This is a genomic window from Acholeplasma sp. ORD1043 (assembly GCF_057808485.1).
Map to the genome: position 1 here is coordinate 1 of NZ_JAQLOJ010000004.1, position 22,528 is coordinate 22,528.

A 22,528-nucleotide genomic window follows, 5' to 3' on the forward strand; every position below is an offset into this window, starting at 1 on the left:
AAGATAATAAAGGCCTCTTTATGAGGCCTTTTATTATGATAAATGACACATTCCATAATATATGTTATAATCAATTTGAAATATCAAATTACAGAGGTATATAAATGAATAAAAAAGCTTTAGTTTTGACATTGTCAATTTTGTTTTATGTTCAATCTTTTTTAATTTTAATTTCTTATTTTCAATATGGGTTTTATGGTTTACCATATGCCTTTATTACCAATGTTGTTTTAGGAACCACCTTTGTTTTAGCGGTGATTAAAAATAAAAATGCTTGGAAAGTAACTGCCACCGTTTTATTAGCAGTTGCATCAGGGATGATTTTTTTACAATTAGTTGGCACGACAAGTTTATTAAATATGTATTTGGAACAATATACGAATGAAATAAGTTTAATATATCCAAACTACAATACAATTGAATTATACTTACAATTAATTACACTTCAAACATTTAGTCTACTACTTGATACAATTCTCATTGCAGTATATATCATTTATATAGTTAAGATTCAAAACTTTAAAAGATTTGTTGCAGCCAAACATATCATCATGGGATTATTGATTGGTGCTGGTGTCATTCGTTTATTGTTAACAATTATGTCTGATATACATACTGTTGAACATTACTTCAAATCACTCTTAGCTATTGCAACCTATGTAATTTTAATATTAGTGGTCAGACTTGATTTAAGTGAAGAAGAGATTTATGTACCAAAAATCAAAGAAACTAAAGTTTATACAAATGTAAACAATTTCGAATTAAGTATTGAAGATAAATTGAAACAATTAGAATTTTTACTGTCAAAACAACTCATCTCAAAAGAAGAGTATGATGATAAACGTAAAGAAATAATTAATCAAATCTAGAGGAAAAGAATAATGATAAAGAAAATTCCGTATTTATTTGTTTCAATATTTTTCTTAAGTTTGACAATTATTGTCATCAATGAAGACTTAACCTATTTCAACACAATAATTAATTGGCCATATACACTGTTATATTTGCTTATTGCAGTAAGCTTTGGATTGGTTTTTATACCAATGAGAGCATATAAAATAACTGCGACTACACTTTTGGCAATAGCGTTTGTATTAAGCTTTACGATTGCTAACGGTAATTTATTAAGTTTAATGGAATCAATTGAAACAAGAAATTATTATTGGACACATACGTTAGTTGATATCACGCCATATGATGAAAATATCATCATGGATTTAACACAAACAATTCATAGTTATTTCTTAACAATAACATTAGTGTTATTTATTGTAAGAATTCAAAACTTCTTAAAATTAAGAATTATTAAATATTTCTTATTTGGAACAATTTCTATAACTGCTGCTATGCCTATTATAGTTGGTATTTACTTCAATCAGATTTTTGCGATAGCTATTTATATACCTGCCTTTATTGCACTCATTTTTGCAAGTGCAATATCACTAGATGATGGGGGTAAATGGATGTTTTCATCTGGTCAAACTAAAATTAAGTCAATGCCTCAAGAAAATATTCTATTGGAATCAAAAACAGTTGTTCAAAGACTTGAAAAACTTAGAAGTTTATATGATCAAGGTTATATTACACAAGAAGAATATAACGAAAAGAAGAAAGATATTTTATCAGAATTTTTAAAACAGTGAAGGTCTCTTTATGAGGCCTTTTATTACGAACTCTTTTGTATGAATAGTTAAACCTATCTTAACATAAGTTAAAGGGAAAATAAAAGAGTTCTATAAAAGAACTCTTTAATGTTATAACTTGAAATATTCAATTAAGAATCTAGCTACACCATCTTCATCGTTTGAATAAGGTAATAACTTAGAGGCTTTTTCTTTAACTTCTTCATTAGCATTTGACATTGCATAACCCATTTTAATACCTGATAGCATTTCAATGTCGTTTAGTCCATCACCAAATGCCATAATGTTTTCTTCTTTTACACCGTAGTGTCTTGCAACCCAGTGAATACCAGATAATTTAGAAGAACCGCGTTTATAGATTTCATAGATTGCATGTTTACTATCTGCACCCCATAATCTAAAGTTAACGTATTCATTCATATCAACAGTTAAATATTTTTCAAATTGATCTTTAAAGGCGATATCAATTAGGTAAATCATACCTGTTGGGTTATGATCATATTCACTAAAATCAGCATGTATGATGGTTGCTTTTTGAGAATCTAAGAAAATATTATGTAATCTTTCTAGGTGTTTAAATGAATATACAAAATCTCCATATGAGTAGAAGGCAGATTCAATAAATGGTTTTGAAAATTCAAAGATTTCATGATGAATTTTTACTGGAATTCCATCGATAACTGTTTGGAATTCTGGGTTTAAAGGTTCTCTAATATTACCACCATTATCAGTGATAATGGGACCAGTTAAGCCAATTGAGTGATAATAATCTACAGAAGCATGATATGGTCTACCTGTTGAAATAACAACCAAATGACCTAAATCTTGCACCTTTTTTAAAGTTTCTTTTGTAAAATCAGTTAGTTTAGAGTCACTATTTAAGATAGTTCCATCCATATCTAATGCAATTAAGTGTTTATCCATAATGTCCAACTCCTTTGTCTTCCCTATTATCGCATAACTCCAGCTTTTAAACAAGCATCAAAGGACTTAGAAAATTCTCATAATTATAGTATAATTATATAAAGAAGGTAGGTTTTTTAGTAAATGCAATTTCAGTTAGGCCCAATAACAATTGATATAGGATGGCTTCTTGCTTTTTTCACTGGTGTCTTTACCGGTATTTTAATTGTATCTTTATGGTATTTAGTTGCTGTAATCGCATCACTAAATAAATCAGCTAAAAAAAGACCAGCTGATGTTGAAGATATCGATGAAAAAGAAATTAAATGGTTAATTGATGATGCACACAAAGTGTTTAAAGATAAAGAAAAAAGAAATGCAGTTGGTTATGGACCGCATTTATTAAATACGACGCTTGATTTGTCTAAGGATATTGCAACTAAGTTTTATCCAAAATCTAAGTATCCATTTTTAGAATTAACAATTGATGAATCTATTTTGTTAATGAGATATGTATCTAATCGTTTAAATGAATTTTTAGATAAACCACTTTTAAAAATGTTAAAGGGTTTTACCTTAAGAAGATTAATGACATTAAATGATGCGAAAGTAAAGTTTGATAATAACTTAATTGTAAAGACTACAAATAAATGGAAAGTTAAGCAAATTTGGGATAAAACTTTTATGGCTCTTAATGTAATTAATCCTATATATTGGTTTAAAAGATTAGTGGTTGGTAATTTAACAAACGTCATTCTTGTGAAACTAGGACTTGTTGTTATTTCACTAACTGGTGAAGAGACATATAAAATCTATTCTAAGAAAGTATTTAATGAAGTTCGTGAACTTGATTCTGGTATTGAAGATATCTATCATGATATCGAAAATGCAATGAAGGGGGATAACAAAGGTGAAGAAGAATAAAAACAAAGAACAAATTTTAGAAGTCTTCCGCATTCCACAAATTCCAAAAATTGATGGTATTAGAGGTGCACATAAATATATAAAAGAACGCTTTGTATCTCCGCTTTTTGGTAGTGATGTAAAAGATGAAGTTTCTGTTCCGTTTGTTGTTCATGTCATCGGGGATAAAGTTAAAAAATATGATGCATTTAGAACACAACCTAAAATGGATCAAAAACAAGCAACCGAAAAGAATGGTTCTAAGTATTATGAATTCAACGACTCGCTTATCTCCAAAGAAACAAGAAAAGAACTATTTGGTGTTGATACTTATAAAAAATCAAATGAACCAGAAGTTAAAGTGGTAGAAGAGAAAGAAGCATTTAAACCACAACCTGTGATTGATACCACACGTGTATTACCATCGTGGATGAAAACAAGAACAGTTGAACAAGATGGCGATTATGAAGATGATGTGAAAATCGAAACGCATAAACGTGAAGATACTGAAAAAGGCATTAAGATTAAAGCCAATTTTGGTGCTGATGCTTATGAACCAGAAGTTTCTGATTTTCAAGAAACGGTTGTTCAACCAAGAAAAGAAACTGTTGTTTCTACACCTAAAGTTGAAAAACCTAAACCTTATGAGTCTTCATCAACCAATCTCTCTAAACAATACCAATTACCACCAGTTTCTATTTTTAAAAAGACTCAAAGAAACAATGATGAAAAACCTCAATGGTTATTAGATCAAATTGAAATTATTAATCGAACATTACAAGACCATGCAGTTGATGGTGAAGTTGCCGGATCTAAAAAAGGTCCAACAGTTACAAGATATGAAATATCCTTAGAACCTGGGGTTCCAGTTAAACGTGTGACAGCTATTCAAGATAATATCATGATGAACTTAGCTGCAAAAACACTACGTATTGAAGCACCAATTCCAGGTAAACCATTCGTGGGTATTGAAGTGCCGAACCAAGTTGCCGACATTGTTTCATATGGTAATGTAGTTGATACAGATGACTTTTTAAATGATTTTGATCATCCTTTACGTGTTGCATTAGGTGAAGACATTGATGGTACAAATATCTATGTTGACATTGCTAAAATGCCGCACGGTTTAATTGCTGGGGCAACGAATTCTGGTAAATCAGTTTGTGTGAACACAATCTTAGTTTCTTTACTCATGAAAAATAAGCCGGAAGACTTAAAACTAATTTTAGTAGACCCTAAGATGGTAGAACTTACACCATATAATGATTTACCACACTTAATTACACCAGTCATCACTGATCCTAAGATGGCAGCAACTGCATTAAATTGGGTTGTTGATGAGATGGAATCTCGTTATAAGAAGTTTGCAGATTCTAGATCTAGAGACATTCGTTCTTATAATGAAAACATCAGAAAAGGATATGTAGATGATGTTAAAATGCCTAATATCGTTATTATGATTGATGAATTAGCAGACCTTATGATGGTTGCAGCTCATGATGTTGAGGATGCGATCCAAAGAATTACTCAAAAGGCACGTGCTGCAGGTATCCATTTACTGGTTGCAACTCAAAGACCAACGGTTGACGTTGTACGTGGTACGATTAAATCAAATATTCCAACCCGTATTGCCTTCCGTGTGGCGTCATTTACCGACTCAATTACGATTTTAGATAGTGCCGGTGCTGAACAACTGTTAGGCCGTGGGGATATGTTATTAAAAGAAGCTGAACGTCCAATTCGTCTTCAAGGGGCATTTATCTCTAATAATGAAATTGACCAAGTCATTGATTTCATTAAAGATCAAAGAGGTCCAGAATATATTCTTCGCCATGATGATTTAAAGACAAGAGTAGAAGCAAAAGAACTTGTAAATGATGATTTATTTAGCGAAGTTGCATATTTTGTTGTGCGTGAACAAAACTGTTCAATTAACACAATTCAAAAAGAATTCGAAATTGGTTTCAATCGCGCTCAAAAAATAGTATCATTACTAGAACAATATGAAATTGTATCCACATCTCAAGGCACCAAAGCACGTGAAGTTTTAGTCACATTTGATGAATTAGAACAAATCTTACAGCAAGCAGGCATTGTATAATGATGAAACAAATCCAATGGTTTCCTGGACATATGTTTAAGTCCTTAAGGGAAATCAAAGAAAAAATCAAACTTATGGATATCGTCTATGTTTTATTAGACGCTCGTATTCCATACTCTTCAATGAATCCAGAAATTTTAAAAATCGTTGGTGATAAACCAACGCTTTTACTGTTTAACAAAATGGACTTAGCAGACCGCCGTTCATTAGAGTATTGGCAAAAGTATTACGAAGCACAAGGATTTTATACCCTACCTATTAATAGTCAAACAGGTTTTAATGTAGATAAAATTTATGCTCGTTCAAAAGAAATCCTAGTCGATAAAATTGAACGTGCTCTTAAGAAAGGTATGAAATTTAAAGTCATTCGTGGCATGATCTTAGGCATACCAAACGTTGGTAAATCAACTTTAATCAATCAAATGGTGAAGAAAAAAGTTACAGTTACTGGAAATAAACCAGGGGTAACTAAAGCTCAACAATGGATTAAAATTAATGAAAACTTTGAATTGTTAGATACACCTGGTGTATTATGGCCAAAGTTCGAAGAAGAAAAAGTAGGTTATGCACTTTCTGTAACTGGTGCAATTAAAGATGATACCTTACCAATTGATAAAGTTGTAGTCTACGCGCTATCTTATATAAAGAAACATTATTCAAGAAGATTAACTGAAAGATATAATATCGAAAACCCAGAATCTTTAACTGAACATGAAATCATCGACAAAATTGGTGATGTCAGAGGAGCTAAAATTAAGGGTGGAGAATATGATTATGATCGCATCTTTTCAATTATCTTAACGGACATAAGATCTAAAGCATTAGGAAGTTTATCATTTGATGCACGCCAACTTTGATTTTGAAAATAAATATTGGAGCCAGGGATTTAAGTTAATTGCTGGCTGTGATGAAGCTGGAAGAGGACCTTTAGCAGGACCGGTGGTTGCTGCTGCGGTCATTTTAAAACCAGACTTTAATCATCAAGAAGTCTTTGATTCAAAAGCTTTATCAAAAAAGAAGCGTGAAGCGTTAAAGAAAATCATTGAAAATGAAGCGATTGCGATTGGTATTGGTATTGTTTCTGAGAAGGTCATTGACAAAATAAATATTTTAGAAGCAGCAAGACTTGCTTTCTTGGAAGCGATAAAAGATTTAAAAGTCAAACCAGACTTTATCTTAACTGATTTTATGACACTACCTGATTTAGCTCACGAATCAATTGTTAAAGGCGATCAAAAAAGTTTATCAATCGCAGCAGCAAGTATTATTGCTAAAGTAACAAGAGATGAAATTATGGAGCAGTATGATTTAATTTATCCAGATTATGGTTTCAAGAAAAATCAAGGTTATGGAACCAAACATCATTTAGAACAATTAAAAGCAGTTGGACCATCACCAATTCACAGAATTACGTTCAAACCTGTTAGTCAATATATAAAGGAATAAAGCCATGCATGTCATGGTTTTTATTTGGACAAAAATTGTGTGAAATTTTGATAAATTTCTTTCTATATAATACATTTATATAGAAGGGAAAAATGCTGATTTTAAACGCTTGACATAATATCATATCCTTATATAATGTATGAGGTAAAGATGCAAAGAAAAAGGGAGGTTTTTAGTATGTCTGAACAAGTCATCATCGTCGAATCACCAGCAAAGAGCAAGACAATAGCCAGTTACTTTAAGAACCAAGTAATTGTGTTATCTTCAGTCGGACATATTAGAGATTTAGCCACTAGTGGTAAAGATGGTCTAGGTGTCGATGTTGAAAATAACTTTGATCCTAATTATAAAGTGATTAGTGGTAAGAATGCATTAGTTAAAGAACTTTTAAAGAAAACTAAAGGTAAAGAAGTATTTCTTGCAACCGACCCCGATAGAGAAGGGGAAGCAATTGCTTGGCACTTAGCTCAAGTATTAGAATTAGACTTAACAAAATCAAATCGTATTATCTTTAGAGAAATTACTAAACCAGCTATTTTAGAAGCAATGAATCATCCAAGACCAATTAATCTTGACTTGGTGAACTCACAAGAATCAAGAAGAATTTTAGATAGAATTCTTGGATTCAAATTATCTAAATTACTTCAATCAAAAATTAAATCTAAATCTGCAGGACGTGTTCAAAGCGTCGCTTTAAAATTAATCTGTGATTTAGAAGATGAAATTGAAAAGTTCGTTCAAGAAGAATACTATACAATTCATGCTGAATTTGATGGCTTTAAAGCAGATTACATTATTCCAAGAGACTATATGATTAAAAAAGATGAAGCAGATAAGATTCTTGCAAAATCTAAAAATTTATTTATCGTTGAATCAATTGAAGTTAAAGAATCAAAACGCAATCCAAAACCACCATTCATCACATCAACACTTCAACAAGATGCTGTTAATAATTTATATATGTCATCATCTAGAGTTATGAGAGTTGCTCAAAAACTTTATGAAGGTGTTGAAATTAATGGTGAGTTAGTCGGTTTGATTACTTATATGAGAACTGACTCTGATCGTTTAAGTCAAGAATTTGTGCGTCCAACAAATGAATTTATCGAAGAAAAATTCGGCAAAAACTATTTGGGACATTATCGTACGAAAAAGTCTGACTCAGCACAAGATGCACACGAAGCCATCCGTCCAACCGATATTAGAAGAACACCTGAGAGTCTTGAAGGATTGTTAGATAAAGATGAATTTAAAGTTTATAAACGTATCTATGATCGTGCATTAGCATCATTAATGGCATCTGCTGTTTATGAACAAACTAAAGTAACATTAAATGCATCAGGTAATCTATACGAAGCAGATGGTGCTGTACTTGTCTTTGATGGTTTCCAAAAAGTATTAAATGATAAGACAAAGGATAAAGTATTACCGAAACTAAAACAAGGTCAAGAACTCATTGCATCAAATGTTGAGGCTATCCAAAAGTTTACGCAACCACCAACACGTTATAATGAAGCATCTTTAATTAAAGAATTAGAAGCAAAAGGTATTGGCCGTCCTTCAACTTATGCAACAACGATTGAAACATTAAAATCAAGAGATTATGTGGAAGTTGTTGAGCGTAGATTTAAACCAACTGAACAAGGTCGCTTAACCGTTCGTGAACTTCAAAAATTCTTTACGAGTATTATGGATGTTGAATATACCTCTCGTATGGAGTCTAGACTAGACCAAATCGCTGAAGGTAAGGTAGATGGAAGAAAATTACTTAAAGCATTCTATGATAACTTCATCCCACAACTAGAAATAGCTAATGAGAAAATGGAAAAAGTTAAACCACAAATCTCAGAAAAAGTTTGCCCATTATGTGGTAAACAATTAGTACTTCGTAAGAGTAAATATGGCATGTTCTATGGTTGTTCAGGTTATCCAAAATGTCGTCATATCGAACAAAATGAAGTTAAATAATTGTGGTCAAATCCTATAGATTTCTCACACATAAATGTGTAAAAAACCCAAAAAATTTTCAAAGTTTGTAAAAAAATACATATTGAAGTAATAATCTTTACTTCGGTTTATTTAGGGAATATAATACACGTGCATCCATACCAATGGGTGCTACTTATCCCCTATTAGTGTACTATAGGTACACAAATCCCCTTTATGACCTCCTGGCCTTTAGTCAGGGGGTCGATTTTTTTTATTTTTTAAGTTAAAAAGATCATTATATACTATAATGAAGATAACAATACATGAAGAGGTGATTACTTTGGTACTACTTGAAATCGAGAATCTCACCAAAATTTATGGGGATACGATAGTTCTAAACAACATTAATTTAAAGATAGAAAATAATAGACTGATTGGTTTACTTGGACCAAACGGAAGTGGGAAAACTACTTTAATTAAATTAGTGAATGAACTCATCACACCTACTGCAGGTTTTATTCAAATTAAAGGTGAAAAGATTTCACTTGAAACAAAAAAACATGTCGCATATTTACCAGAAAGAAGTTATCTAGATACAACTCAAAAGGTAAGTGATGCAATTAAGATGTTTGAGGATTTCTTCGAAGACTTTATCAGTGAAGATGCTAAACACATTTTAAAAATATTTGAAATTCCTTTAAATAAACGATTAGGTCAGTTATCAAAAGGACAAAAAGGAAAAGTGATGTTATCACTAATCCTTGGTCGTAAAGTTGATTTATACATTCTTGATGAACCTCTAGATGGAATTGACCCAGCAAGCCGTGATTTTATTATGAAGATTATTAAAAAATATATTAAAAAAGATTCAACGGTTATTATTTCAACCCATCAAATTTCAGATATTGAACAACAATTAGATGAGGCGATCTTACTTAAAAAAGGTGAGGTCATTGATTATGATTCAGTTTCAAATCTCAATAAAAAATACCAAATGACGCTTGGTCAATATTTCAACGAGGTCTTTAAATATGATGAAGAAATTATTTAAATGGGACCTCATCTATTACTTTAATCAAATGAAATGGATGTTAATAGGTACAATCTTCTTAGGATTAACAACATATCTATTTATGATTTTAAAAGAATCAAATGTAGCAGTTGATTATTTATATAATACGACATTAACATTTACAGTAATTGGTATTGTTGCTATGATAGTTTATGCATATTTCTTAGTTTTAAGAAGATACTATACATCGGTATTAAAAGATGAAGGGTATTTTACCCATACACTACCGATTAGTAAAACTAAAATCATTTTAGCTAAATATTTAGCAGGTGTATTAATGTTTTTACTGATGTTTGGAGTTGGTCTTTTATTCATGTTCTTACTAAAGATTATTAATTGGGATGAACTCATGATGTTAAATGACTTATCAAAAGATATGTTTGGTTATTTAATCTTTACTGTTTTGTTATCATTTATTTCATTTTTAGTCATTATACTAGTGATTTATGCAGCGCTTTCCTTTGGGTTTAGCTTTAATTCAAAAGAATGGTTATATGTCTTCTTATTTATCCTAATCTATTATGGTGCAACACAAATTCTAAGTGCGGTTAATTTGGGTATTAATTTAGCTTTTAATCCTAATCTTTTAACACTTGAAGACCCAAACCAATTACTTGCATCACTCTTACCTGTTTTAATCGTTAATGCAGTAATTTCACTTGGGATTGGCATAGCTTGCTTCTTAATTACTAAAAAGTATTTAACACATAAGTTGAATCTTAAAAATGGTTAGGCATATTCTCATATCATATTTGATTTCAAACATATAATGTAATTATGATAGGAGGTTTCATTTATGAAAACTATGAAAGGTAATCCAATTACAGTTTTAGGACGAATCTTAAAAGTCGGTGACAAACCGGGAAGTTTTAAAGCTCTGGATAATGCATCTTCTTGGAAGTCAATTGAAGACTATAAAAAACCATATGTATTAGTATCTGTGGTACCATCACTCGATACATCAGTATGTAGCCTACAAACAAGAACAATTAATGAAAGATTAGCATCATACGATAAACTGGATATTTTAACAATTTCGGTTGACTTACCATTTGCTCAAAAAAGATGGTGTGGTCAAGAGGGTTTAAATATTACAACTTTATCAGATCACTTTGCTCTTGATTTTGGGTTTAAATATGGTGTTGTGATTGAAGAGAAAAGATTGCTTGCTCGTGCATTATTTATCTTAAATCAAGCAAGAGAAGTTATCTATGTTGAATATCTTGATGAGATGAGTAAACATCCAGATTATGATAAAGTATTTGAGTTTATCGAAACACTTCATTAATTATAAATAATTAAAGTCGAAAGAAAATGAGATAATTAATATCTCATTTTTTTCATTTTATATTAAATGTAATACTAAGGTATTACGTTAAAAGGGTTTACATGTTATAATAAATCGACGCAAAAAGGAGAATTACACATGGGGTTTTTTGCCAATCTATTTAAAAAGAAACCAAAGAATGATAAGTATCAAATGGGTTTACATAAAAGTAAAGCCTCTTTTGATAATCTAAAAAAACTTTTAGATGAATCGGATGCCATTAATGACGACTTGTTTGATTCAATCGAAGACTTACTAATTTCTGCAGATATTGGGGTTGAAACAGTACTCTACTTTACCAATGCATTGCGTGATGAAGTTAAACGTCAAGGATTTGATTCACCAAAACAGTTATCAGAAATTATCGTTGATAAATTATTTGAAATTTACTTAAAAGATGAATTTGTAGATACAACATTAAAATTTGAAGAAGGTAAAACCAATGTCTTTTTATTTGTTGGTGTCAATGGTGTTGGTAAAACAACAACAATTGGTAAATTAGCTAAACAATACAAACAAGAAGGCAAGAAAATCATGATGGTTGCTGGTGATACGTTTAGAGCTGGTGCCATTGAACAACTCCGTGAATGGAGTAAAAGAGCGGATGTTGCATTCTTTTCAAAAGATCCTGGTTCAGACCCATCATCAGTTATCTTTGATGCACTAAACGTAGCAGTTAAAGAAAACTATGATTTAGTTTTAGTGGATACAGCAGGTAGACTTCAAAATAAAGTTAATTTAATGAATGAGCTTGCTAAAATGAAACGCGTTATTCAAAAAGCATTACCAGATAGTCCACAAGAAACTTTACTTGTAATTGATGCAACAACCGGTCAAAACGGTATGAATCAAGCACATATCTTTAATGAAGTCACAGAGCTTACAGGTATTGTTTTAACAAAACTCGATGGTACTGCAAAAGGTGGTATCGTACTTGCAATTCGTCACTTATATAATCTACCCATTAAATATGTGGGTTTAGGTGAAAAAATTGATGATTTAGTACCATTTGATATTGAAAATTATATTTATAATTTATTTAAAGGATTCTTTTAATGGAAAACTTTGAGAAAACTGAATATCTAAATCAATTATTTAGTTATTATGGTAGTTTATTGACTGAAAAACAACAAAAATATTTTACAGATTACTACCATTTAGATTTATCTCTTTTTGAGATTGCAGAAAACTATAATGTTTCAAGAAATGCAATTCATGACCAATTAAAACAAGCAGAAACACATTTACTCAATTTTGAAGAAAAGTTAGGACTTGTTAAACTTGCAAATAAAAGAAGAGAACTTCTAGACAAAATAGAAGAAACAAAAGATTTAAAATACATTGATGAATTAAGAAAGTTGGATGAATAATGGCGAATTCATTATCTGATCGCTTACAAATGTTTGTCCGTCGTGTTACTGGACGCGGACGTTTAAATGAAGATGACATTGAAGAAATGATGAGAGAGGTTAGACTTTCTCTTTTAGAAGCTGATGTAAACTTTAAAATTGTTAAGCAATTTACTGCTAATGTAAAAGAAAAAGCGCTTGGTGAAAAGATTCTTCAAGGTTTAAATCCTGGACAACAAGTTGTTAAAATCGTTCATGATGAATTAAAAAGAGTCATGGGAGATGAAGCAGAAGGTTTAATTTACGCAAATACCGGTATGACTACGATTATGACAATCGGTCTTCAAGGTTCAGGTAAAACAACTGCAATTGGTAAGTTAGGTCTTTGGATTAGAAAAAAAGAAAAGAAAAATGTAATGTTTATCGCTGCTGACGTTTACCGTCCAGCCGCAATTGATCAATTAGTAACCCTAGGTAAAGGTTTAGGCATTCATGTTTATGAAGAAGGCATTAAAGACGCAAGAAAGATCGTAAAAAATGGTCTTGATTATGCGAAAGCTAATAAATATGATGTTGTCATCATCGATACCGCTGGTCGATTAACAATTGACAGTGAAATGATGCAAGAATTAATTGATGTTAAAAAGATAGCAAATCCAAATGAAGTATTATTAACTGTTGATGCAATGATGGGACAAGAAGCAGCTAATGTTGCTAAATCATTCCATGATCAAGTTGGTGCAACTGGGGTAATTCTTACTAAAATGGATGGTGATACCCGTGGTGGTGCTGCGCTTTCTATTAGAGAAATCTCACAAATTCCAATTAAGTTTGCATCAAGTGGTGAAAAACCAGATAGTTTAGAACAATTCTATCCTGAACGTATGGCATCTCGTATTTTAGGTATGGGTGACATGTTAACATTAATTGAAGAAGTGACATCAAATATTGATGAAGATGAAGCTAAATCATTGATGGAAAAGATGATGAGTGACTCATATAACTATCTAGATTTACAAAAACAATTTAAAATGATTAAGCGTATGGGGTCAATTTCTAAGATTTTAGGATTTATTCCAGGGCTTGGAAATATGAAACAAGCTTTATCACAAGTCGATGATAAGCAGTTTGATAGAATCAATGTGATCATTCAATCTATGACAGAAGATGAAAGAAAACATCCTGAATTAATTGAAAAATCTTCTCGTAGAAGAGAGCGAATTGCAAAAGGTGCTGGTGTTCAAGTAGCAGACGTAAACCGCTTAAGACAGGCATTAGAACAACAAAAAACAATGATGAAACAAATGTCTAAAATGGATGAAAAAGATATTGAAAGAATGTCTAAAAATCCAAACAGCATGCCAATCCCACAAACCAAAGTTAAAAAAGGTAAAGGGAAAAACAGAGGCGGCTTTAGATTCTAGTAAATTAAGAGGTAGTTTCAGCAATGAAATTACCTTTCATTTTATCCACAAATATTGTGGAAAAAATTTCAAAAGTAGTATGTTAAAATAACATACAAAGAAGGGTGGATTATATGAAAAGATTAACTTTAGTAGATGGAAACTCACTCCTCTTCAGAGCATATTATGCAACAGCATATCCAGGGGCTAAGTTGTTACAAACATCAAGTGGCATTTACACGAATGCCGTTTTTGCATTCTCTAATATGTTAGATAAAATTATTGAACTTGCCGATAGCCATATGCTAATTGCGTTTGATACAGGTGCACCAACTAAACGTCACCTTGCTTATGAAGGTTATAAGGCAGGACGTAAAGCAATGCCAGAAGAACTTGCTCAGCAAATTCCTTTAATTCATGAACTCATTGGTTATTTAGGCATTAAAGAATTTAGTTTTGAAGGATATGAAGCAGATGATATCATCGGAACATTAGCTAAGATGGCAGAAAAAGAAGGCTATAAAGTTGATGTATATTCATCTGACCGTGATTTACTTCAACTTGTATCAGAAAATATTACAGTCCATATGCTAAAAAGTGGGATGAAAGTAGTTGATCATTATACTCCAGAATCACTCTTAGAACGATATGGATTAACGCATGAACAATTTGTTGATTTAAAGGCTTTAATGGGTGATGCCTCAGATAATATTCCTGGTGTTCCAGGGGTAGGTGAAAAAACAGCAGTCTCACTACTTCAAACATATGGCACCATCGAAAATATGATTGCCAATAAAGATTCAATTAAAGGTAAACTTGGTGAGAATATTAGAACTTACCATGAACAAGCAATGTTCTCAAAAGAATTATCAACAATTGATACGAATACACCACTACCTTTTGGTTTAAATGAAATAGAAGTAAAACCAGTGGATGAAGATGGTTTAGTCAATTTCTATAAACGATTAGAATTAAAACAACTTGTTATCGGTTTTAGAAAAAAAGATACTTTATTTACAGTTGATCAATCAAGTGACTTTGAATATAAAGAACTTACTAATGAAGCAGAATTATCTGCTGTGTTAAATGAAAACTTATCAATCCATTTTGAATTTTCAGAGTTTAATTATCATAAAGCTGAACTTTGGGGTATTGGATTATCAAATGGAAAAGACCATTACTTTGTATCAAAAGAGACACTCCTTCAAAGTGATGTACTTAAAAACTATTTAGCATCAAATACATATGAAAAATATGCCTTTGATTTTAAAGCGATGAAAGTCTACTTAATGTGGCAAGGAATAAAGCTTTCTAATGTCACCTACGATTTATTACTTGCAGCATACATCATAAAATCATCGATTGGTAAAGAAGACTTTACCGCGATTGCTCAAAGTTTTGAAATCAATGATTTATCATATGATGAAGAAATTTATGGTAAAGGTGCTAAGAAAGGTTTACCTGAGGATCAAGCGCTTTATCAAAAACATATTGCTAAAAAAGCTTCGATTATTTCAAAATTAAAACCAATCACGCTTAAAACATTAGAAGAAAGAGAACAACTACATTTATTAAATGACGTTGAATTACCGTTATCAAATGTAATTGCTGACATGGAATTTGAAGGTGTTTATGTTGATCAACTTGAACTCAAACGTCAAACACTTAATTTAAGCACTAGAATTGAAACTTTAAAGAAAGAAATTATTGAACTTGCTGGTCTTGATTTCAATGTCGATTCACCAAAACAATTAGGTGATGTCTTATTCGAAACATTAGGATTACCAAATGGTAGAAAGACTAAGACTGGTTATTCAACGGATGCAGAGGTTTTAAATGAACTAAGTGATAAACATCCTATTGTTGATAAAATCCTTCAATATCGCCAATTAACAAAACTTTATTCAACTTATTTAATTGGTATCAAAGATTCAATTTTTGAAGATGGAAAAGTACATACAATCTTCAACCAAGCCCTAACATTAACAGGACGTCTATCCTCATTAGAACCTAACTTACAAAATATTCCAATTCGTACTGAGGAAGGCAGACAAATTAGAAAATTATTTGTTCCAAGTCAAAAGAACTATTTACTAGGTGCTGACTACTCACAAATTGAGCTTAGAGTATTAGCAGATATGGCTGATGTTAAAGAGTTACGTCATGCATTTGAAACCGGCATGGACATTCATACTTCAACTGCTCAAAAAGTATTCCATGTTGAAAAAGTAGAATCCGAACTTCGCCGTCGTGCAAAAGCAGTTAACTTTGGAATTATCTACGGTATTGGTGCTTGGAGTTTAAGTCAAGATATTAATGTTTCTGTTCAAGAGGCTGAGACATTTATTGAAAAATACTTAGAAGTTTATCCGGAAATTAAAAAGTATATGAAAGATATCGTTGAATATGCGAAATCTCATGGTTATGTAGAAACAATTATGAAACGTCGAAGATATATTCCAGAACTTGAATCAAAAGTTTATGCAGTAAGAGAATTTGGTAAGCGTACTTCGTTAAATGCACCAATTCAAGGTTCTGCAGCGGATATCATCAAAGTAGCCATGATCAAACTTCACGAATATTTAGTTAAAAATAATAAGAAATCAAAACTCATCTTACAAGTACACGACGAACTGATTCTAGATTGTGTAGAAGATGAATTAGAAGAAATGAAACAAATGGTACCAGAGATCATGAAGACAGCTTACCCATTAAAGGTTGAGTTATCAACATCATGTGACACTGGTAAGAATTGGTATGAACTAAAGTAAAAGAGGGTTAAAATGCCAGAACTACCTGAGGTTGAAACTAACCGTAAGATTTTAGAAGAAAAGTTATTTAATGACACCATCAAAAATGTGGTTGTTTATTATCGTCCAATTGTTTCTAATGATCAAATGTTTGAGTCAAAACTTAAGGGACAAACAATTCATGGTATTGATCGTCGTGCAAAATATTTAATTTATATGCTTGATGATTATGCATTAATTTCTCATCTTCGTATGGAAGGTAAGTATATGTTAGATGAGAAAAGAGATCCTAAGCATACACATGTTGAATTTTATCTTGAAAGTGGTCGCGTTTTAGGTTATCATGACACAAGGAAATTCGGCAGATTTGAGTTGATTCCAAAGAATCAAGTGGATCAATACTTTAGAAATAAAGGGTTAGCCTTTGATCCAAAGTATATGGATTTTAAAACACTTAAAAAGAATATAGTTAAAAGAAGTCAAACGATTAAAGAAGTTTTACTTGATCAAAGCGTTATTGGTGGGATTGGTAATATTTATGCAAATGAAATCTTATTTAGATGTAAGATTCATCCTGCCAAACGTGCTTTCTTATTAAGCGATGAAGAAATAGAAGAAATTCTAGAAGTATCTAAAGATGTGATGAGGACAGCAGTTTTACTTGGTGGAACGACCATTGATACGTTTGAAACCTTAGGTCATAGAGGTTCATTCCAAAGTCATTTAAAAGTGCATGGTAAAGCTGGTGAACCATGTCCTAAGTGTGAAACACCAATTGAAAAGATCATGTTAAAAGGTAGAGGTACATACTTTTGTCCAAACTGTCAAAAATCATATGTGATTGCTTTAACTGGTGGTATTGCAACTGGTAAAACAACAGTTAAAAAATATTTAGTTAAAAAAGGATTTAAAGTATTTGATAGTGACCTTGCGATTAAAGAATTATATGAAAACAAATACTTTTCTAAAAATGTCGCTAAAGAATTTAATGTTGCAAACGCGGATGGCACATTAAATAAAAGAGCACTCAGAAATTTAATTTTCAGTGACAAGTCAAAAAGACGTAAACTAGAAAAAATCCTTCATCCTTATGTTTTTGATTCAATTGATGAATTTGTTAAAAACAACTTTGACCATATGATCTTCTTAGATATTCCACTGTTATTTGAAACTGGTTATGATATCTATGATTATTCGGTTATGGTGACAACTAAACCTTCAATTCAAATTGAACGTTTAATGTTTAGAGACAAAGTGACCTATGAAAAAGCATTACAATCAATTAATGCTCAAATGCCATTAAAGAAAAAAGAAAAATTAGCTGATTTTGTTATATACAATGACAAATCATTAAAAGAATTATTTAAACAACTAGATGAAATCCTGATGAAGATTTAAGCATTTAACGGGGGGGAAGTAATGAAAGCGAAACAAACATTTTCAATCTTAGCACAATCAGCCTTATCAAGTGATGAGTGGAAAGTTTTAGGACTTTTATATCAACCATTAATGGGAACATTAGCATTTTCGATGTACCACACTTTTTATCATCTCCTAAATCAAAAGAATTATCAGTCAGAAGTTTTTACCCATCAATTCTTATCTGATATGCTAAATGAAAAGTATGATAAGTTAAAAGAAGCAAAAGAAAAATTAGAAGCTTTAAATCTTTTATCAACTTTCCAAGACCAAGAACATTTTATTTATAAGCTTAAAACCCCGTTAACCCCACGTGGATTTTTTAAAGACACAGTTTTAGGACAATTCCTTCAAACTGAAGTTGGCGGTAAAATGTTTGATCAATTAACAAACCTATTTAAAGTTCAAAAAGTAGAACTTGAAAACTATCAAGAAATCACTAAGAACTTTGATGATGTCTTTAACTTTGTAGCATCAAATGATTATGTGGATACTGCTATGTATCTAGGTAAAAGAAGTAATACAGGCGTTAAAATCCAAGAACAAATCAATTACGATACATTTGTTGAAAGACTACCAGATAGAGTTAAAAAGCCTATTTTAATCCGTCATGATACCAAAGAAGCTGTTCAAAAATTAATCTTTATTTATCAATTATCAATGGATGAAATGGCTGAGATTTATTTAAATACAGTTCAACCCAATGGTAATATTGATTTAGGCCAATTAAACTTTAAAGCACAACAATATTACATTGATAAGAAGAGTGATATTCCAGTTGTACAAGAGAAAAAAGAGTTAAATGGAAATGGGCAACTTTTACACTATTTAAAAACCCAATCTCCACTTCGTATAGTTGAAGTTTATGCCAAGGGTGATTATCAGTTAATGGCAACAGAAACGGTCATGCAGTTAATGGATAGAAACCAAGTTGAAGTTGGTGTGATTAATGCATTATTACTACACATCTTAAAACATAAAGAAGGCGAACTTCCACATATCACATATTTGGAAAAAGTATTAGAAACTTGGTTAAAAAAAGGTATTCGTACAACTGAAGATGCGTACAATACGGTATTAAATAATCAAGTACCAGAGCAAACTACGAAGTCTGGTTCTAAACAAGTTAAGAAAGATAATATTACACCTGAATGGGTTAATGATTATCTAAAAGAATTAAAAGAAAAAGAGGAAAGGGAAGGGGCATAGTATGGAATTAAGTGAAATTAAAGCAATCATTAAAAAAGATCCAGAAACTAAAGATTTAGAGTTAAATGATCAAGATCTTTTGACTGCTTATCAATATCTACTCTTAAGAGATGGTAATTCACTTAAAGGTTTCCGCCCTATTCTTGTAACAAAGCCTTTCCTTCATATTAACTATGCTCCAACGAAGGAAAAAAGGGAAGAAGAATTAACAGTACAGTTAAGGCAAAACTTAGAAACCTTTGAAAGTGATATTTATATTAAAGATGCTAGTCTAGACGATTTCATCGTGAGTGATGAATTCCATGAAAAAGCGATGGCTTATGTTAAAGAGTATTTGAGAGACCCTAAAAAGACAAAAGGGATGTATCTTTATGGACCATATGGCAGTGGTAAAAGTTATTTCTTTTCAGGTCTAGCTAAAGAACTCACCAAACGTCATATTGATGTCGTTTATGTCTTTTTACCGGATTTAATTAGAAGTATCAAGCAGTCAATTGGTTCACCTGAACTTGAAAAGAAAATTAATATTTTAAAACGTTGTGATGTCTTAATATTAGATGATTTAGGTGGTGAAAATATGTCGATGTGGTTTAGAGATGAAATACTCTTACCAATTCTTCATTACCGTTTAAATGCCAATTCACCAGTCTTTATTTCAAGTAATTCATCGGTAAGTCAACTAGCAACTTTAATGCACCTAGAAAAAGATGAGAATCCGATGAAGGCATTTAGAATCATAAAGCGAATTGAAGATATGACAAAGTCATTTAAATTTGTAAAAACATTCAAAATTGATTGATTTTTATATAATATCGAGTAAAATATTAACAGAGCGTTGAAAAGGACACGATTTAATTCGCCCCTAGCGATGTAGGAACGGTGAAAGCCTACAAAATAGAATTAGATTACCACCTTTGAGCTGACTTAAACCAATAAGTCCGTATTGTCTGCGTTAAAGATTTAAATGAAGTGCCAGAACTTATTTCTGGAACTAAGGTGGTACCGCGGAATAGTTATTTCGTCCTTACATATTTTTGTATGTAAGGATTTTTATTTTTAGGAGGAAAAAAATGATCTCAATTACATTTCCAGACGGAAGTATTAAACAATTTGAAAAAGGTGTTAAACCATTTGAAATTGCTGAATCAATTTCACCAAGTTTAGCAAAAAAAGTAATCGCAGCTAAATTTAATGGACATTTAACTGAATCAAATCGTCCATTAGTTGAAGATGGTTCATTGGTTTTAATCACTCAAAAAGATAACGAAGCTTTAGATGTTTTAAATCACTCTGCAGCCCACTTAATGGCGCAAGCGATTAAACGTTTGTATCCACATGCTAAATTTGGTGTAGGTCCAGCGATTGAAGAAGGTTTCTATTATGATGTTGATTTTGGTGATCATAATTTTAGTGATGCAAAATTACCAGAACTAGAAAAAATGATGGCAGAACTTGCAAAAGCGGATTACAAAATTGAACGCCGTGATGTTTCATATGAAGAAGCTAAAGAAATCTTTAAAGGTGATGAGTATAAATTAGAACTGATTGAACAATTTAAAGAAGATGGTTTATCAGTTTATTCTCAAGGTGAATTTACTGACCTTTGTCGTGGTGGCCATGTGCCATCTACTTCACACATTAAGAACTTTAAACTTTTAAGTTTAGCTGGTGCTTATTGGAGAGGTGACGTTAAGAATAAACAGTTAACAAGAATTTATGGTACTGCATTCTTTACTGCGGATGATTTAAAGAAACATTTAGAATTATTAGAAGAAAGAAAACAAAGGGACCATAGAAAATTAGGTAAAGAACTTGATTTATTCATGGTTAATAATGATGTTGGTTCAGGCCTACCTTTCTGGTTACCAAAAGGTGCAACTGTTCGTCGTTTAGTTGAACGATACATTGTTGATAAAGAAATCGAATTAGGCTATTTACATGTTTACACACCAATCATGGCCAACGTTGATTTCTACAAACGTTCAGGTCACTGGGATCATTATCACGAAAACATGTATCCTCCAATGGATTTAGGCGATGGTGAAATGTTAGTTCTACGTCCAATGAACTGTCCTCACCATATGATGATCTTTAAGAAAGACCTGCATTCATACCGTGAACTTCCAATTCGTATTGCTGAACTAGGTATGATGCATAGATACGAAAAGAGTGGTGCATTATCAGGGTTACAACGCGTTCGCGAAATGACCTTAAATGATGCGCACATCTTTGTTCGTCCCGACCAAATTGAAGAAGAATTCAAACGTGTAGTTAATTTAATTCTTGAAGTATATAAAGATTTCAAGATTAAAGATTTCTCATTCCGTCTATCATATAGAGACCCAGAAAACACTGAAAAATACTTTGATGATGACGAAATGTGGAAGAATGCAGAATCTAAATTAAAACAAGTTATGGATGATTTAGGTATGCCTTATAAAGAAGCAATTGGTGAAGCTGCATTCTACGGACCTAAACTTGATATTCAAGTTAAAACCGCTTTAGGAATGGAAGAAACTCTATCAACTATTCAACTTGACTTCTTATTACCACAACGTTTTGACTTAACTTATGTTGGTGAAGATGGTAAGAATGATAAACGTCCTGTTGTTATCCACCGTGGTGTTGTTTCAACTATGGAAAGATTTGTTGCATACCTAATTGAAGAATACAAAGGCGCATTCCCATTATGGTTAGCTCCAGTTCAATTAATGGTTATTCCAGTTTCTGTTGATGCACATGGTAATTATGCAAAAGGTTTAGTTGAGAAGTTTGCAAAAATGGGTGTACGTGTTGAATCTGACTTTAGAAATGAAAAACTTGGTTACAAAATTCGTGAAGCTCAAACAATGAAGATTCCATTCCAACTCGTTATTGGAGATAACGAAGTGGCTGAAAATAAAGTGACTTACCGTGAATATGGTCAAACACTACAACACACAGTATCACTTAATGAATTCATTCAGTTATTGAATGAAAGAATCCAAAATAAAGCTTAAAACTCAAAGAAAAGCAGTTCATACTGCTTTTTTTGTATTTTATTTGGTAAACGGAATGATTACACATTTTATGTG

19 protein-coding genes are annotated in these 22,528 nt (G+C 31.6%); 18 read left to right on the top strand and 1 reads right to left on the bottom strand.

Annotated features, from left to right (window positions below):
* The first annotated feature begins 104 nt into the window (after positions 1–104).
* A complete protein-coding gene (locus PG914_RS02155; protein ID WP_488822039.1) occupies positions 105–869 on the top strand; it encodes a hypothetical protein in 765 nt (254 codons plus the stop codon).
* Positions 870–881: 12 nt separating this feature from the next.
* The gene (locus PG914_RS02160; protein ID WP_488822040.1) at positions 882–1,643 is read left to right on the top strand and encodes an SHOCT domain-containing protein; all 762 of its coding nucleotides are present in this window, start codon (positions 882–884) and stop codon (positions 1,641–1,643) included.
* Between the two features lie 111 nt (positions 1,644–1,754).
* On the opposite strand, the gene PG914_RS02165 is transcribed toward PG914_RS02160, so the two are convergent.
* Positions 1,755–2,567, bottom strand: a complete 813-nt coding sequence (locus PG914_RS02165) for a Cof-type HAD-IIB family hydrolase (RefSeq protein WP_488822041.1) — start codon at positions 2,565–2,567, stop codon at positions 1,755–1,757.
* Between the two features lie 123 nt (positions 2,568–2,690).
* On the opposite strand from PG914_RS02165, the gene PG914_RS02170 reads away from it, so the two are divergent.
* The 16 genes from PG914_RS02170 (at position 2,691) to thrS (ending at position 22,453) form a co-directional block, all read left to right on the top strand.
* A complete protein-coding gene (locus PG914_RS02170; RefSeq protein ID WP_488822042.1) occupies positions 2,691–3,470 on the top strand; it encodes a hypothetical protein in 780 nt (259 codons plus the stop codon).
* Positions 3,457–5,550 carry a DNA translocase FtsK gene (locus PG914_RS02175; protein WP_488822043.1) on the top strand — a complete coding sequence of 698 codons (2,094 nt, stop codon included), beginning with the start codon at positions 3,457–3,459 and terminating at the stop codon, positions 5,548–5,550. The genes PG914_RS02170 and PG914_RS02175 overlap by 14 nt, the downstream gene beginning before the upstream one ends.
* Positions 5,551–5,552: 2 nt before the next feature.
* Positions 5,553–6,407, top strand: coding sequence for a ribosome biogenesis GTPase YlqF (gene ylqF / locus PG914_RS02180; protein ID WP_488822103.1), 855 nt, complete (start codon positions 5,553–5,555; stop codon positions 6,405–6,407).
* Positions 6,391–6,996, top strand: coding sequence for a ribonuclease HII (rnhB, locus tag PG914_RS02185; RefSeq protein WP_488822044.1), 606 nt, complete (start codon positions 6,391–6,393; stop codon positions 6,994–6,996). The genes ylqF and rnhB overlap by 17 nt, the downstream gene beginning before the upstream one ends.
* A 177-nt stretch (positions 6,997–7,173) precedes the next feature.
* Positions 7,174–8,964, top strand: coding sequence for a type I DNA topoisomerase (gene topA, locus PG914_RS02190; protein WP_488822045.1), 1,791 nt, complete (start codon positions 7,174–7,176; stop codon positions 8,962–8,964).
* A gap of 268 nt (positions 8,965–9,232) precedes the next feature.
* The gene (locus PG914_RS02195) at positions 9,233–9,976 is read left to right on the top strand and encodes an ATP-binding cassette domain-containing protein (protein WP_488822046.1); all 744 of its coding nucleotides are present in this window, start codon (positions 9,233–9,235) and stop codon (positions 9,974–9,976) included.
* Complete coding sequence (locus PG914_RS02200; RefSeq protein WP_488822047.1) at positions 9,957–10,730, top strand: ABC-2 transporter permease; 774 nt, start codon at positions 9,957–9,959, stop codon at positions 10,728–10,730. Before PG914_RS02195 ends, PG914_RS02200 begins: the two co-directional genes overlap by 20 nt.
* 63 nt (positions 10,731–10,793) lie before the next feature.
* Complete coding sequence (gene tpx, locus PG914_RS02205) at positions 10,794–11,285, top strand: thiol peroxidase (protein ID WP_488822048.1); 492 nt, start codon at positions 10,794–10,796, stop codon at positions 11,283–11,285.
* 138 nt (positions 11,286–11,423) lie between these two features.
* The gene (gene ftsY, locus PG914_RS02210; RefSeq protein WP_488822049.1) at positions 11,424–12,380 is read left to right on the top strand and encodes a signal recognition particle-docking protein FtsY; all 957 of its coding nucleotides are present in this window, start codon (positions 11,424–11,426) and stop codon (positions 12,378–12,380) included.
* Positions 12,380–12,694: a YlxM family DNA-binding protein gene (gene ylxM / locus PG914_RS02215; RefSeq protein WP_488822050.1), complete on the top strand. Its 315-nt coding sequence runs from the start codon at positions 12,380–12,382 to the stop codon at positions 12,692–12,694. Before ftsY ends, ylxM begins: the two co-directional genes overlap by 1 nt.
* Positions 12,691–14,097 (top strand): signal recognition particle protein, encoded by a 1,407-nt coding sequence (gene ffh / locus PG914_RS02220; protein ID WP_488822104.1) that lies wholly within the window; start codon positions 12,691–12,693, stop codon positions 14,095–14,097. The genes ylxM and ffh overlap by 4 nt, the downstream gene beginning before the upstream one ends.
* A 113-nt stretch (positions 14,098–14,210) precedes the next feature.
* Positions 14,211–16,847: a DNA polymerase I gene (gene polA, locus PG914_RS02225; protein ID WP_488822051.1), complete on the top strand. Its 2,637-nt coding sequence runs from the start codon at positions 14,211–14,213 to the stop codon at positions 16,845–16,847.
* A gap of 12 nt (positions 16,848–16,859) precedes the next feature.
* Complete coding sequence (gene mutM, locus PG914_RS02230) at positions 16,860–18,224, top strand: DNA-formamidopyrimidine glycosylase (RefSeq protein WP_488822052.1); 1,365 nt, start codon at positions 16,860–16,862, stop codon at positions 18,222–18,224.
* Positions 18,225–18,245: 21 nt separating this feature from the next.
* Positions 18,246–19,454: a DnaD domain protein gene (locus PG914_RS02235; protein ID WP_488822053.1), complete on the top strand. Its 1,209-nt coding sequence runs from the start codon at positions 18,246–18,248 to the stop codon at positions 19,452–19,454.
* Position 19,455: 1 nt separating this feature from the next.
* Entirely contained in the window at positions 19,456–20,253 is a 798-nt protein-coding gene (locus PG914_RS02240; RefSeq protein ID WP_488822054.1) for an ATP-binding protein, read from the top strand.
* A gap of 271 nt (positions 20,254–20,524) precedes the next feature.
* Positions 20,525–22,453 (top strand): threonine--tRNA ligase, encoded by a 1,929-nt coding sequence (gene thrS / locus PG914_RS02245; protein ID WP_488822055.1) that lies wholly within the window; start codon positions 20,525–20,527, stop codon positions 22,451–22,453.
* The last annotated feature ends 75 nt before the right edge of the window (positions 22,454–22,528 follow it).